Below are 13,585 nucleotides of genomic sequence, written 5' to 3' on the forward strand. Positions count from 1 at the left end.
GTTACCCGGGTTCGCCCGGCGCATTCTCGCCGCGACTGATGAAGCCGATCGTCGTTGTCTCGTCGGAGAGATTGATCGCGTCCCGCAGAGCCGCAAGATGCGGTGCCTTCCAGGTATCGGGTTTCCGGTCGACATTCCAATAGGCGGTGTGGGTGAAGAAGTCCGCACCGCCGGCCAATCTCGTCGAGACCGGGAGGTCAACGATGTGCCGGCCGAAGATCGGGGCTAACGGTCCACCGATCACGTCGCCCCAGAAGATCTGTTCGATCGGGAAATAGATATTGGTCCAGCGCGTTAACCCGAACAGCGCACCGTGGTGGATCTGCCGAATCTTCTTCCTCGGATTGTCGAAGGCCAACAAGCCATCCTGCTGGAGCCGCTTCGGCGGACAGGTCGGAAACTCGCGCTCTTCGACACGACGCCTGAAATCTGCGCGCAATCTCTCGTGTCCATCCTTCTCGGCGGTATCGGGATCCTTTGCCTCTTCGCACATCAAGAAATAAGCGTGGGATAGTGCGCTTCCGAGCGTGACGAAGTCGGTCACCAGCCAGCTCTTGAACTCCCGCTGTTCGACAGGCCGCCTGACGGTCACGTCGGCGATGTTTGCGATCAACTGCCGTGCCTTGCGGCGAAGCTCCACTTTCTCCTCATGGGTGGCCACTTTCTCGGGCTGCCACGGCGCACCATCGACGTCCAAAAACTCCTGGCCGAGCAACGTGACAGGCGGCAACTCGTCGCAAATCCTGCTGAAATAGGCCCGCAGCATATCGTAGGCGACGACAGTGCCTAGGCTGTGAGCGACAACGACAATGCGGTCGTATCGGCCGCTTTCATGCAGACGCGCCAGCGTGTCTACGGCCTCTTTCCGGATGGCCCGACGAACGGCGACATTGGCCGGTGAGCCGCGGAAATAACGCGCGGCATCGCCGAGATAGGGCTGGAGGAACGCACCGTTGGCGGCGAGATAGATGCCGATCACACCAAATGCGATCGGAGCGCTCCAGGGCGAATTCAATCCCCAGGGCCAAGCCTTGAGCACCGTTTCGGCCAGTGATCTGTCGTACCAGTACTGATCGGCCCAGATGAAGGCAAGGGACATGAGTAGCGAGACCGCGAGTGTACGCCAGAACGCGCGCAATCCTTGCTGTCCCATCACAAGGTACGTCGTCAGCAACGCATACAAGGTCGGAAGACCAATCAGCGTCAAGATCTCGGCGCCGTCGAGGAATCCGTTTCCGCCGGGGAAAGTACCCTCAAGCCAAAGATAGCCGAGGCCAGCGGCGAAACCCGCGACGCAGAAGGCAGCCAGCCACGGGACGAGACGAAGAGCCTGCCATTTGAGTGCGACGCAAAGGCCGAACACAAGACTGCATAGAATTAGAAGCAAGGGCGCAATCAGGATATTTTGCGCGCTGGTTTCCGAGAACAGCAACACGCCCCTGATTGCCAGCACGGCAAACGAGAGGTTCATCAGGCACAGAAAGATGGACGCGGTCCACCAGAGCGCATTGAGTCCGGTTCTCATGACCGGCCCCTTGCGGCACAACTCGTAGAGCCAGAGCAGCACGGCGACCGCCTTGGTTTCGCTCATGAGATGAGCCCAGTAGAGCTCGTGAAAATCGGCCACGCGCTTGTCCGCCGATCCCGGCACCTCGCTGGTCGTCATCACCGTCAGATCGATGTCGACGCCGCTCTTCTCCGGATGCGTCCAGAGCTTGTTGGCTTTGTCGTCGGGATTGCCTTCGTTGTGCCAAACGCCGCGGATGACGCCGCGTACAGTTTCCAGCGCGCGCTGGCTGCCGATACCGTGAACTACCAGAATTGCGGTTCGCTTGTGCTCTACACCCGGGTCGATGTTCGGCATGGGGAAATTCCTCGAAGAATGGATTGAAGAGAATGCGAAATTTGAATACAACCTTGGCACGAAAAACAAGGCGGTTCGGATCCGATGACTTAGCGATCTTCGTCACAAAAGTCGCGCAACCGGAGACAAGGTGGCATCCGGAATCCGCGTGCGCTGCGGAAGGTATGCGCCGGCCCGGCTTCAGCACTCTTCGCGAACGTGCTAGAGCCCGCCCATGACCTCCCTCCCCTCCTCCGTCGACGTCGCGATCATCGGCGCCGGTGCCGCCGGCCTCGGCGCAGCGCATGCGCTGCATGGCTCCCGCCTCTCGGTGATCGTGCTGGAGGCGCGTGACCGGCTCGGCGGCCGGGCCTGGACGGTGCAGGCCTCACCCGAGGTGACGTTCGACGTCGGCTGCGGCTGGCTGCATTCGGCCGACAAGAACTCTTTCGTGCCGATCGCGCGACAGCTCGGTTTCGAGCTCAACAAGGACCTGCCGCCCTGGCGCGAGCGGGCCTACGGCAATGCCTTTCCGGAAAGCGAGCGCGACGATTTCATGCGCGCAATGGACGCGTTCTATGAGCGTCTGTGGGAAGCGGCGCAAACAGGTAAGGACGAGGCCGCGAGCTCGCATTTGGAGCCCGGTAATCGCTGGAATCCGATGATCGACGCGATCTCGACCTATATCAACGGCTGCGAGCTGAAAGATATGTCGACGCTGGACTGGGAAGCCTATGAGGACACCAACTTCAATTGGCGCGTCCGCCGCGGCTATGGCGCGCTGATTGCGGCCTATGGTGCGCCCTGCCCGGTGGCGCTGAATTGCAATGTCGCGCTGATCGATCATTCGGACAAACGCGTCCACATCGAGACGTCGCGGGGCGCGCTGACCGCGGACAAGGCGATCGTCACCGTGCCGACCAATCTCATCGCGGAAGAAGCCATCCGCTTCTCGCCGCCGCTCCCCGCAAAGGTGAACGCAGCGGCGGGCCTGCCGCTCGGCGTCGACGATAAGGTGACGCTGGCCCTCGATGACGCCGAGACCTTTCCGACAGAAGGCAATCTACGCGGCGCCACCATGCGCACGGAGATGGGCACCTATCACATCCGCCCGTTCGGCCAGCCCTGCATCGAGGGCTTTTTCGGCGGCAGCTTTGCCCGCGCGCTGGAAGATGCCGGCGACGGTGCCATCGCCGCCCAAGCCATCAGCGAGATCGCGGGTTTTCTCGGCAACGATATCCGCCGCAAGCTGAAGCCGCTGTATGAATCGCGTTGGGCCCGCGATCCCTTTGCGCGGGGGTCGTATTCGCATGCGCTGCCCGGCCATGCCGGCGACCGTGCCGTGCTGGCTGCGCCGGTGGATGCACGTCTGTTCTTCGCGGGCGAGGCGACGTCGCCGACCTTCTTCACGACCGCGCATGGTGCACGGGACAGCGGCGAGCGGGCGGCGAAGGAAGTGCTGGCGGCTCTGGGCAAGCCTTAGCTGCAAGCTCCGTCATTGCGGGCTACTCGATCACTCGCGCTCGCAAATCCGCATCTGGCACGAAGCAGGCGTCATACTTTCCGAAGATGCGATAGCGGTTGCGCGCGACGAGGCTGTAGACCGCATCCCGCAGCGGCTTCGGCAACACGAATAATGCGCGCACCCAGCGCCAGCCTGGGAGTTGCGACAGCACCGTCAGCACAGCATCCGACTTCATGAACACCTCGCCGCCGTGGACAACCGCGTTGGTGTCGGGATCATCGGGGTCGATGCCGAACGTGCGCGCGAGCCGGGCGCCATAATCCGACTGGATCGGCGTGAACCGAAACTGCCTCGCCGTGTCGCGCTTGGCGACGAAGCGGACCCAGCGTGAGCAGAAGATGCAGACGCCGTCGAACAGAATGACGTCGTCCTCAGGCCATTTGGGCATCAGACTCTCTTTTTGACGCGTTTTCTTCACGCGAACCGGAATCCACTTCGCTCGAAAACGCTATCGGTTATCCAGCATCAGGAGCGCGACGACCATCAAGACGATCGCCGGCCCGGTCTTCACCAGCGCGCCAAGCGGCTCGATCCAGAGGTCGGGCGTCAGGATCGCCGCGCCCAGCATATAGCCGAGCGAAGCGAAAATACCCGCGACCAAGCCGATCGCAGCCGTTCGGCGGAAGGCGATCAAGACACCGATGCTCATGTCCATCAGGCTGGTGCCGATGGTGATGGGATCAACCAGCGCGGGCGGAAAGTTGTGCGCGGTCAAAATGCCGGCGGCGGCACCGTAGGACACGAACAAGGCGATGAAACCGGAGACGACCCAGAACGCGACCAGGCTTGCGAAAATCAGCGCCTTGACCAGGAACAGGCGCGCGAACCATTTGTCCTGGATGCTGGCAGGATGGCGTCCGATCGCCTCAGCCAGATGCTTCGGCGCGATACCCGTCGCGGCGCTCCACGCTGACGGATCGCCAGTCACGCCGCGACGCAGCTCGGCAATGGCGGTCGAGCGCATCGGCGGCGTCCAGCCGAGATAGCAGGCGACATCGCCGAGTTTCACGCCGAGATCGAGCAGGAAGCGGGGCATCGCGATGCGCGGCCAGCCGTCCGTGCCGAACGCATGGCGAAACGGCTTGATGACGCCGGCCATGGTGATCGGTTCGGCCTGCATCAGGTCCCAGCTCACCGCCCTCAACGAGGCATCGTCGATGTCGCGCGCGGCGAGCCAGGCGATGGTCGCCGTAATATCCTCGATCGCCACGGGCTGAAATGGCGTTGCCATGTCCTTGGCCGGCAAATCGATCGGAAAGGCTGCAAGCGCGCGGAGCATGGCGCTACCGCCATAGGCTGACGGTGCGACCACGAAGCCGGGCCGCAGGATGGCATGAGGAATGCCGCTAGCCCCGATCAGGCGCTCGGCCTCGCGTTTGGTCGTAGCGAAGGCGGTGCGGTCCGCCTCCGCGGAGCCGGGGATCGAGATGTGCACCAGCCGGATTGCGCGGCCGCTGCCGCCGATCGCCCGAAGCAGTCGCGCGACGAAATCGCGATGCACCGCGCTCGTGTTGCTGCCGGGGCCATCCTGGAGCACGCCGAGACAGTTCACGACGACGTCTACCGCGTGCTCGCTGAGGAGACGCGTCAGCGCGGCCGTGTCGAGGATGAGGATCGGCAGCTCGATGTCCAGCGCGCTCATCCTCTGCGCCGGCGACAGGCTCCGCGCCACGCCGACGACGCGAAAGCCCCGCGTGCGCAGATCGTCGGTGACGAAGCGGCCGATCAGGCCGGAGGCGCCGAGCACCAAAACGGTTCGCTCACTCATCGCTTCTCTCAAAACGGTTTCGCGATCATCAGCCACAGGATGGCCATCGTCGCGCCGAAGCCGGGGAAGCCGAACGCGAACCAGCGGCGGAATAGCACGAAATAGCGCTGTGGGAGCGCACTGCGCTGCGCAGCAGCCTTGCGCGCGAGGTCGCGCATTTCGATCTGCATGAACACGACCGGCACCCAGAACAAGCCGGCAATCGCGTAGAGCGCGAGTGAGGCCAGCAGCCAGCGCTCCGTGATCGAGGTCGCCGACAGCATCATCAGCACGCCGCCGCTGACCGGCTGGAGGATCACGGCCGACAGCGTGAAGATCGCATCCGCGATGACCACGACTGAAGCGGTGCGGGCGATGAACTCCGGGTCCTGCGTGCGATGCGCCATCAGCATGAAGAAGGCGATGCCGGTCCCGGTGCCGAGAATGACGATGGCGCCGAGGACGTGTACAAATTTGAACAGGAAATACAGCGTCATGGCTTCTTGGTCGCCATAGGCTTGGGCGGGTTCAGCGCCCGCGCGAGCTCGCCGCTGGCGGCTTTGACGCCGGCTTCGGTTTCGATCATCCAATGGCCTTCGCTGTCGACGGCCGGCAGCGGGCGAAACTCAGCCTTGCCGCCCGTGCCGCGAAACGCATCGACGAGTTTCTGCGAGAATGCCGGCGCGAAATAGCTGTCATTGGGCGCAACGAGCCAGGTGACGGGAATGCGCGCGGTCTTGCCGAATTCCGCTGCGGCGGCGAGCAGGGTGTGCGGCGCGCAGATTCGGTTCGGCTCATCATTGGCATGGCCGCCGCGTCCCGGTGCAAACACGGTGATGGCGGAGATCACCTTCGGATCGGCACCGGCGAGCGCCAGCGCACCCCACCCGCCGGCGGAATGGCCGATCACGATCGCGCCATCCTTGCGGATGAAATCCTGCTTTTGCAGCTGGACCAGCGCCAGTTTGATTGCGTCGGCCGTTGCGCGGCCCGAGCGCGTGTAGTCGGGCTCGCCGCAGCCGCCCTGATCCTCGAGGTAGCGGCCGCCGGTGGCACCATGGCCTGGCCGCTCCGGCACCAGCACGGCAAAGCCGCGCGCGACGAGATAGCCGGCGAGCGGGCGGTATTCCGGCTGCGGCATTTGCACCCGACGTAGCGTGTTCTGCGTCGAGGCGTGTGCGATCACCGCGAGCCGGAACGGACCTGGGCCCGAGGGGCGAAACAGCAGGGCATGCGCAGCAAGATCGGTATCCGGCGTTGGCACGCGCCATTCCTGCCGACGAAACGGTTCGCCCTCCTCTCCCGATGGACCGAACCTGACCTCTGCGGACAGAGGCGGCGCGGTCAGCAAGGCCAGCAGAGGCAGGAGCGCGATGGTATTGAGGAGCCGCATGAATTTGCCGAGGGCGAACAAGAACAGCGACAGGCACACTAGTAGGAACGAATCACAATGAGCGGACTTTCTGCGGTGCCCATTGCCGTTCCTTCGTTGCCGCAAGCAACAGGAGTTTTGCACCGACGGCACGCACGCAGGTGCCCTCGGAGTTGCCGTCCTGTCTTTTTTCGGCACAACTCGGTTGAAATACTGATGCAGAAAGTCCACAGGTTAACCGATAATTAACGATAGGTCTTGCCGCCGGCGCGGCGACTTGGTTTGATCGCGTCCATGAGCACAACCCTGATCGAGGTCCGGCCGGCCAAAGCCGCAGATGCAACTGCGGTGGCGTCGACCCATGACGAAGCCTGGCGTTCGGCCTATCAGGGCATCATTCCCGGCGCCGAGCTGGAGAAGCTGATCAACCGCCGCGGTCCGCAGTGGTGGGACAGCGCGATCCGCAAGGGCAGCCGTGTCAGCGTGCTGGTGTTCGGTGACAAGATCGCCGGCTATGCCAATTACGGCCGCAACCGGGCCCGCAGCCTGCATTTCGACGGCGAGATCTACGAGCTTTATCTGCGGCCCGAGTTTCAGGGCCTCGGCTTCGGCCGCCGCCTGTTTGCCGCCGCCCGCCGCGACCTGATGCAGAGCGGGCTGAAGAGCATGGTGGTGTGGGCGCTCTCGGACAACGATCCCGCTACCGAGTTCTACCGCGCCCTGGGTGGTCGCATGGTGGCGCGCTCGTCGGAGCGTTTCGGACCGAAGGCGCTCGACAAGGTTGCCTTCGCTTGGACCAATTGAGCTGCTGAAACCCTAGCCGGGCAGCGTTCCCATCCGTCGATACCGCAGGCCGCTTGCGCCGGTGATCGCCGGATTCATTATTTCACAAAAACGCGATGGATCAGCGGGCCAAGCCCGCGTATGACAGCGCCAAAATCGCTGCCGGGCGCGATTTATCCTCGGCAACAACGGAGCCTTGAATGCGTATCGATGCGGTCTCGATCGGAAAGAACGTCCCCCACGACGTCAATGTCATCATCGAGGTCCCCGTGGGCGGCGAACCGATCAAGTACGAGATGGACAAGGAGGCCGGCACGCTGGTGGTCGACCGCTTCCTCTACACGCCGATGCGTTACCCCGGCAATTACGGCTTCATCCCGCATACGCTGTCGGATGACGGTGACCCCTGCGACGTGCTGATCATCAACACCCGCGCCATCATCCCCGGCGCCGTCATGAGCGTGCGTCCGGTCGGGGTGCTGTTCATGGAGGACGAAGCCGGCGGCGACGAGAAGATCCTGGCGGTGCCGTCGTCCAAGCTGACGCAGCGCTACGACAAGGTGAAGTCGTATTCCGATTTGCCTGACATCACGCTGCAGCAGATCCAGCACTTCTTCGAGCACTACAAGGATCTCGAAAAAGGCAAGTGGGTGAAGATCCTGCGCTGGGGCGGCCCGGAGGAAGCGCACCAGCTGATCCAAGAAGGCATCGAGCGCGAGAAGAAGAAGAAGGGCTGATCCGCACGGTCATTCCGGGGCGCGTCAGAGCGAACCCGGAATCCAGAGGTCGGGGCGCGAGATTCCGGGTTTGGCTCTGCGAGCCGCCTCGGAATGACGCTCAACTACACCGCCGGCTTCGGCAGGCCGGCGATCGCGCGGGCCGCGCGGAGCGTGTTCACCAACAGGCACGCCACCGTCATCTGGCCGACACCGCCCGGCACCGGCGTGATCGCGCCGGCAACGGCAAGCGCTTCCTGATAGGCGACATCGCCGACGAGGCGCGTCTTGCCGTCCTCCTTGGGGATGCGATTGATGCCCACATCGATCACGGTCGCACCCGGCTTCAGCCAGTCGCCGCGCACCATCTCTGGTTTGCCCACTGCTGCATAGACGAGGTCCGCTTTCTTCACGAGGCCAGGCAGGTCGCGCGAGCGCGAATGCGCGATCGTCACCGTGGCGTTCTCGTTCAACAGCAATTGCACGAGCGGGCGGCCGACCAGGTTGGAGCGGCCGATGACGATGGCGTTCATGCCTTCGAGCGAGGCGTGCACGCTTTTGGTCAGGATGATGCAGCCGAGCGGGGTGCAGGGCGACAGCGCCTCGAAGCCGCCAGCGAGCCGGCCGGCATTGTTCGGATGCAGCCCGTCGACATCCTTGGCGGGGTCGATGGCGTTGATGACCGCTTCGGTGTTCAGCCCCTTCGGCAACGGTAATTGCACGAGAATGCCGTGCACGGAGGGATCCCGGTTGAGCTTTGCGACCAGCGCCAGCAGATCTGCCTGCGAGACGTCGGCCGGCAGCTTGTGCTCGAACGAGGCCATGCCCGCGGCCTGGGTCTGGGTGTGTTTTGAACGGACATAGACTTCGCTGGCGGGGTCGTTGCCGACCAGGACCACTGCAAGGCCCGGCACCAGATTGTGCTCGCGCTTGACGCGGGCGACCTCCTCGGCGACGCGGCCACGGAGTTCCGCCGCAATGACTTTTCCATCGATGATATCAGCGGTCATGTCCGTTCTCTCAATCTGTCGGTTTGGCCGATGTGAGCTGGCGCAGGGTTTCGCCGAGACGCGCCGGATCGCCGCCGTCGACCGCGATCTGCTTCAGCCGCGACGTGGCTCCGGATAGCAGCTTTACATTGCTCTTGGGCACGCCGAGCGATTTCGCCAGCAGCGCCAGCACGGCCTTGTTGGCCTCGCCGCCATCGGCAATGGTGCGCACCCGCACCTTGAGCACGCTGCGGCCATCCGAAAGCTGCTCGATCCCGTCGATGTCGTCGCGGCCGCCGCGCGGCGTCACCCGCAGCGCGATGCTGATTCCTGCGGCCGAGTAGCGCCAAGGGTCCTTAGGGCAAGGCTCCTGACAACAAGGCTCCTTGTTGGCAACCAAGGCGCTCCCGCCCGCTTAGACCACGTTCGGGTAGATGTAGTACAGGATCACCCGCTCGATGAACATGATGATCAGGATCAGGATGATCGGCGAGATGTCGAGACCGCCGAGGCTGGGCAGGAAATTGCGAATCGGCGCCAGCAGAGGCTCGGTGATCCGGTAGAGGAACTCCGCCACCGCCGACACGAACTGGTTACGCGTGTTCACCACGTTGAAGGCGATCAGCCAGGACAGGATCGCGGAGGCGATCAGCAGCCAGACGTAGAGGTCGAGCACGATGATGACGATGTCGAGAACGGCACGCATGGCTTATGAGGCCTCTGGCTTTTGGAAACTCTGGCTCGGTCGGGATTGACGCCCCGTTTGCTAGATATCGGTTCCGTCAGGCCCAAACAAGGGAAGTCGGCACCCTGAGAGCTAAAACCGGGTTACGCCCGTCCTTGACTTGACCTTGGCGGGGACTTAAATGGCGCCCGGTTGTCGGCCGCGTTCACCAGAGCGGCCAGCAAAGGGGCCATAGCTCAGCTGGGAGAGCGCGTCGTTCGCAATGACGAGGTCGGCGGTTCGATCCCGCCTGGCTCCACCAGCCTTCGCTCGCTTCGCGAGCTACGGCTAGGCAAGCCAGCCGTGCTCTCTCGTAGCGAAGTGAGCGAAGGCTGTCCCGCCATAGCCCGAAGGGCGACGGCGGACCCTCTCCGTGAACTCCCCCTACCTCCCCGTAAACCTTGGCGGCCGCTTCTCCATGAAGCTCGCCACGCCCTCCCTGAAATCACTCCCGTTCAGCGCCACCATCATCTCCCTGTTGGCCTCGATCGTCGCCTCGGCCAGCGTCTGGAACGGCACCTCGTAGAGCTGGCGCTTGATCACGGCCATCGCGCTCGGCGAGACGAAATCGGCGAGATCGCGCGCGTAAGTATACGTCTCTTCACGCAGCTTCTCCGGCGGACAGAGCCGGTTGACCAGCCCGATCCGCAGTGCCTCCTCGCTCGACACGCGCCGCGCCGAGAGCAGCAGATCCAGCGCATTGGCGTGGCCGACGATGCGCGGCAGCATCCAGCTGATGCCGTGCTCGGCGATCAGGCCGCGCCGCGCGAAGGCGGTGGTGAACACGGTGTTGTCGGCGGCAAAGCGAAGGTCGCAATAGAGTGCATGCACCAGTCCAATGCCTGCCGTCGCGCCGTTCAGCATGGCGATCACAGGCTTCTTGATGGAAGGATAATAGCCGTACCGCGTCTGCCAGTCCGGCCGGCGATTCATGTCGAACGGCGGCAGGTTCGAGGCGCGCCTGACGTCGTTGGGATCGAGGCCCTTCAGCGCATCCATGTCGGCGCCGGCGCAGAAGGCGCGGCCCGCGCCGGTGAGGACGATGACGCGGACATTGTCGTCGGCGCTCGATGCCTCCATCGCGTTGCGCACGTCGCGCTCCATGACCGGCGTCCATGCATTCATGCGATCGGGGCGGCTGAGCGTGATGGTCGCGATCTTGTCGCTCACCTCATAGAGAATGTGTTCGTAGGCCATGACGCTCTCCCTTGTTTGCCGGCACGCGTTCGCACGCGCTCGTTAGAAGCGAGCCTAGCATACCCCGGGATGGGAGAAGGACTTGCGCCAAGGACCTGCGCCAAGGACTTGCGCGAAGCCGCGATCACTCGGCGGCTTGCGCCAGCATCGGCCGGCGCTCCAACCAGCCGTCGAGGAAATGATCGAGCCAGGCGCGTTCGGCGACATCGTAGACGGCGCGATCCGCGAAATGATGATGCCGCTGCCGTGCACCGGGCGCGCTGAAGCCGTCGTAATTGCGCGTGGTCCAGCGGCACATCATCGCATAGGTCACATCGGGGTGGAACTGCACGCCGAAAGCATTGCCCGTGCGGAACGCCTGCACCGGGAAATCATCGCCTTCGGCGAGCAAGTCGGCGCCTTCAGGCAGCTCAAAGCCCTCGCGATGCCAGTGATAGACCTGCGCCGGCCAGTGCGGGCAGAGCGCGCGGCCCGCGGCGGTCGGCCTGATCGGGTAGTACCCGATCTGCGTCAGCGCCTGCGCATGCGGCGCGACACGGGCCCCGAGCTGCATCGCCAGCATCTGCGCCCCCAGGCAGATGCCGAGCAACGGGCGCTGCTCGCGGAGCGGAATTTCGATCCAGTCGATCTCACGGCGAATGTAGTCGTCGGAATCATTGGCGCTCATCGGCCCGCCGAAGATCACGGCCCCGGCATGCTGATCGAGCGTCTCGGGCAGGGGATCGCCGAAGCGAGGACGGCGGATGTCGAGGCGGTGGCCGAGCGCGCGCAACGCATTGCCGACGCGGCCGGGTGTCGAGCATTCCTGATGCAGGACGATCAGAACCGGCAGCCGGGTTTCAGCGGCGGCGACGCTCGCCGCCCTCTGTGGGAAGGCGACCACCTCTGCGCCACCAAACCTGTCCGTCCGGAACGACATGGCCTCTGCGAGTGCTATCGGTTCAGACCGCCAGCATAGCTAAGCGATGGTTAACATCGTGTGAGTTTGCGCACACACGCGCACGTCTGGAAGCAAGCTCCGGGCCACTACGGACGCGGGCGGCGGCGTTCAGCGCCGCTGCCGCTGGAACCGGCTAGTGGCCGCCAGGATGAAGCCGCGTGGGAAGAAGCGCAGCGCGAACGGCACAATCTTGTTGCCGAGGCCGGGCAGCACTGCCCGTTTGTTGGCCATCAGAGCGCGATACGCCTCCCGCGCAACCTCGGCAGCTGAGACGTTGAGAAAGGCCGTGTCATGTTGCGAGCCGACGCCGGCGCGGGCCTGGAATTCCGTGGGGACCGGGCCCGGGCAAAGCACGGTGACACGGACGCCGCGGGGAGCGAGCTCCGCCCGCAATGCTTCGGTGAAGGAAATCACATAGGCCTTGGATGCGTAGTACACGGCCATGCCGGGGCCGGGCAGGAAGCCTGCGACCGAGCCGACATTGAGAAGACCGCCCTTGTTCCGGATGAGCTGATCGGCGAAGCGCAGCGACAGATCCGTCAGGGCGCGGACGTTGACATCGACGATACCGAGCTGCGCGACGCGATCGCGCTCGATGGCATCGCCGAATACGCCGAAGCCGGCATTGTTGACGAGATGATCGAGCTCGACGCCTTCGGCGGCAAGTGCCGCGGCGATCCTCTCACCGGCATGCGGGTCCTCGAGATCGCAGGCGATCACGATCGGCTTCTTGCCACCCTTGGCGGCGATCTCGTTCGCGAGCGCTTCGAGCCGATCCACCCGTCTCGCCGTCAATGCGAGGCGATGTCCATTGGCGGCAAACACACGCGCCAGCTCCATCCCGATGCCCGCCGAGGCACCGGTGATCAACGTTACCCGCTCAGTCACGATCGAAGTCTCTTGAATCGAAGTCTGTGGTCCCGGCAATACCAGAACGAGAGCATAAGCCGTGCGCGCCAGGCAAGCGGCGCTGGCAGCATGGCTGCTTGTGAGAGCGACAGTGGAAGCAGGAAAGACCGGTATTTGCAGTCGAATCAGCAGAAGCGGGGGACCGCCGGGCTTATATTAAAGTTTCGTCATGTGGCTCGCAGGCCAGGCAATCCGCCGGGGACCGGTCCGACGGCGCGATCCTTGACCTGGCCACCGGCACGCTCCGCAATGGCGTGCTTCAGCTCGATCCGGTCACGCTGGGAGATGCCGAGCAGGTCGGACGCGCGCCAGACCACATTGTCCTCGAACTCGCTGACCTCTCCGTCGGCATAGACCAGCTCCCACATCATCTGCACGATCCGCTTGCGACCCGCTTCGTCGAGCGAGCGCATGATGACGCTGGTGAAGTGATAGAGGTCGACGGCCTCGCCTTCGACCTGGGTGGCGTCGGCGATGAGACGGTCAGCGGTGCCGCGGTCGAGCCCGAAATGGCTTTCGATCAAGCTGTGCAGCTTGCGCTGCTCGGCCGCGCTCGGCTGGCCGTCCAGCGAGACCACATGGACCAGCAGCGCGGTCGCGGCCAGCCGGTAATCGCTGTCGCCAAATGCGCGGTCCTGGGCTTGGGGACCGACAATGTCGGCGATGAATTGGCGCAAGCCGTCGAGCATAGGTCCTACCGAGATTGATGACGCCGCAAGGAGCGCGGCCGTTACCAGCATTATATGAGCAAGAAACCCAACCGGCGCAACGTGCGTCAGTTCCGCGCGCGTATTACGTTTCGGCAATCTGTTCACCGTCATTCCGGGGCGATGCGCCAGC

General features: G+C 63.9%; 15 protein-coding genes and 1 tRNA gene. 4 read left to right on the plus strand and 12 right to left on the minus strand.

The genetic code is table 11. From position 1 onward, the window contains the following. Nucleotide 1: 1 nt before the first annotated feature. Nucleotides 2–1,864, minus strand: coding sequence for an exosortase/archaeosortase family protein (locus N2605_RS34190; protein WP_225186437.1), 1,863 nt, complete (start codon nucleotides 1,862–1,864; stop codon nucleotides 2–4). Nucleotides 1,865–2,078: 214 nt separating this feature from the next. Between N2605_RS34190 and N2605_RS34195 the strand changes: the two genes are divergently transcribed. Beyond that, complete coding sequence (locus tag N2605_RS34195; protein ID WP_225148235.1) at nucleotides 2,079–3,326, plus strand: flavin monoamine oxidase family protein; 1,248 nt, start codon at nucleotides 2,079–2,081, stop codon at nucleotides 3,324–3,326. 22 nt (nucleotides 3,327–3,348) lie between these two features. Here N2605_RS34195 and N2605_RS34200 read toward each other — a convergent pair whose 3' ends face one another. Genes N2605_RS34200 through N2605_RS34215 form a run of 4 tightly spaced genes read right to left on the minus strand, consistent with a single transcriptional unit; the run spans nucleotide 3,349 to nucleotide 6,508 of the window. Continuing rightward, on the minus strand, nucleotides 3,349–3,756 hold the full coding sequence (locus N2605_RS34200) for a thiol-disulfide oxidoreductase DCC family protein (RefSeq protein WP_036024199.1): 408 nt from the start codon (nucleotides 3,754–3,756) through the stop codon (nucleotides 3,349–3,351). Nucleotides 3,757–3,816: 60 nt separating this feature from the next. Beyond that, entirely contained in the window at nucleotides 3,817–5,136 is a 1,320-nt protein-coding gene (locus tag N2605_RS34205) for an SDR family oxidoreductase (RefSeq protein ID WP_036002855.1), read from the minus strand. Between the two features lie 8 nt (nucleotides 5,137–5,144). Beyond that, nucleotides 5,145–5,612 carry a DUF2269 family protein gene (locus N2605_RS34210; RefSeq protein ID WP_057025834.1) on the minus strand — a complete coding sequence of 156 codons (468 nt, stop codon included), beginning with the start codon at nucleotides 5,610–5,612 and terminating at the stop codon, nucleotides 5,145–5,147. Continuing rightward, complete coding sequence (locus tag N2605_RS34215; RefSeq protein WP_225142340.1) at nucleotides 5,609–6,508, minus strand: alpha/beta hydrolase family protein; 900 nt, start codon at nucleotides 6,506–6,508, stop codon at nucleotides 5,609–5,611. The genes N2605_RS34210 and N2605_RS34215 overlap by 4 nt, the downstream gene beginning before the upstream one ends. A gap of 273 nt (nucleotides 6,509–6,781) precedes the next feature. On the opposite strand from N2605_RS34215, the gene N2605_RS34220 reads away from it, so the two are divergent. Both N2605_RS34220 and ppa read left to right on the plus strand, forming a co-directional pair. Continuing rightward, nucleotides 6,782–7,291 carry a GNAT family N-acetyltransferase gene (locus tag N2605_RS34220; RefSeq protein ID WP_024338772.1) on the plus strand — a complete coding sequence of 170 codons (510 nt, stop codon included), beginning with the start codon at nucleotides 6,782–6,784 and terminating at the stop codon, nucleotides 7,289–7,291. Between the two features lie 179 nt (nucleotides 7,292–7,470). Continuing rightward, nucleotides 7,471–8,007, plus strand: coding sequence for an inorganic diphosphatase (gene ppa / locus N2605_RS34225; RefSeq protein WP_036002867.1), 537 nt, complete (start codon nucleotides 7,471–7,473; stop codon nucleotides 8,005–8,007). Nucleotides 8,008–8,111: 104 nt separating this feature from the next. Here ppa and folD read toward each other — a convergent pair whose 3' ends face one another. The 3 genes from folD to N2605_RS34240 are packed head-to-tail and all read right to left on the minus strand — an operon-like array spanning nucleotide 8,112 to nucleotide 9,681. Further along, the gene (gene folD / locus N2605_RS34230) at nucleotides 8,112–8,996 is read right to left on the minus strand and encodes a bifunctional methylenetetrahydrofolate dehydrogenase/methenyltetrahydrofolate cyclohydrolase FolD (RefSeq protein ID WP_260345135.1); all 885 of its coding nucleotides are present in this window, start codon (nucleotides 8,994–8,996) and stop codon (nucleotides 8,112–8,114) included. A 10-nt stretch (nucleotides 8,997–9,006) separates the two neighbouring features. Next, nucleotides 9,007–9,375, minus strand: coding sequence for a DUF167 domain-containing protein (locus N2605_RS34235; RefSeq protein WP_260345136.1), 369 nt, complete (start codon nucleotides 9,373–9,375; stop codon nucleotides 9,007–9,009). 15 nt (nucleotides 9,376–9,390) lie between these two features. After that, nucleotides 9,391–9,681, minus strand: a complete 291-nt coding sequence (locus N2605_RS34240) for a YggT family protein (RefSeq protein WP_036002872.1) — start codon at nucleotides 9,679–9,681, stop codon at nucleotides 9,391–9,393. A gap of 204 nt (nucleotides 9,682–9,885) precedes the next feature. Here N2605_RS34240 and N2605_RS34245 point away from each other — a divergent pair. Beyond that, a tRNA-Ala gene (locus N2605_RS34245) sits at nucleotides 9,886–9,961 on the plus strand. A 122-nt stretch (nucleotides 9,962–10,083) separates the two neighbouring features. Here N2605_RS34245 and N2605_RS34250 read toward each other — a convergent pair. The 4 genes from N2605_RS34250 to N2605_RS34265 all read right to left on the minus strand — a co-directional run bounded on the left by N2605_RS34250 (nucleotide 10,084) and on the right by N2605_RS34265 (nucleotide 13,434). Then, nucleotides 10,084–10,896: an enoyl-CoA hydratase gene (locus N2605_RS34250; RefSeq protein WP_225183568.1), complete on the minus strand. Its 813-nt coding sequence runs from the start codon at nucleotides 10,894–10,896 to the stop codon at nucleotides 10,084–10,086. A 124-nt stretch (nucleotides 10,897–11,020) separates the two neighbouring features. Then, nucleotides 11,021–11,815 (minus strand): glutamine amidotransferase, encoded by a 795-nt coding sequence (locus N2605_RS34255; protein WP_260345137.1) that lies wholly within the window; start codon nucleotides 11,813–11,815, stop codon nucleotides 11,021–11,023. A gap of 129 nt (nucleotides 11,816–11,944) precedes the next feature. Continuing rightward, nucleotides 11,945–12,724: an SDR family NAD(P)-dependent oxidoreductase gene (locus N2605_RS34260; protein WP_260345138.1), complete on the minus strand. Its 780-nt coding sequence runs from the start codon at nucleotides 12,722–12,724 to the stop codon at nucleotides 11,945–11,947. Between the two features lie 188 nt (nucleotides 12,725–12,912). Continuing rightward, nucleotides 12,913–13,434: a tellurite resistance TerB family protein gene (locus tag N2605_RS34265; RefSeq protein WP_036002890.1), complete on the minus strand. Its 522-nt coding sequence runs from the start codon at nucleotides 13,432–13,434 to the stop codon at nucleotides 12,913–12,915. Between the last annotated feature and the right edge of the window lie 151 nt (nucleotides 13,435–13,585).

The organism is Bradyrhizobium yuanmingense, assembly GCF_025200905.1.
Classification (GTDB): domain Bacteria; phylum Pseudomonadota; class Alphaproteobacteria; order Rhizobiales; family Xanthobacteraceae; genus Bradyrhizobium; species Bradyrhizobium yuanmingense.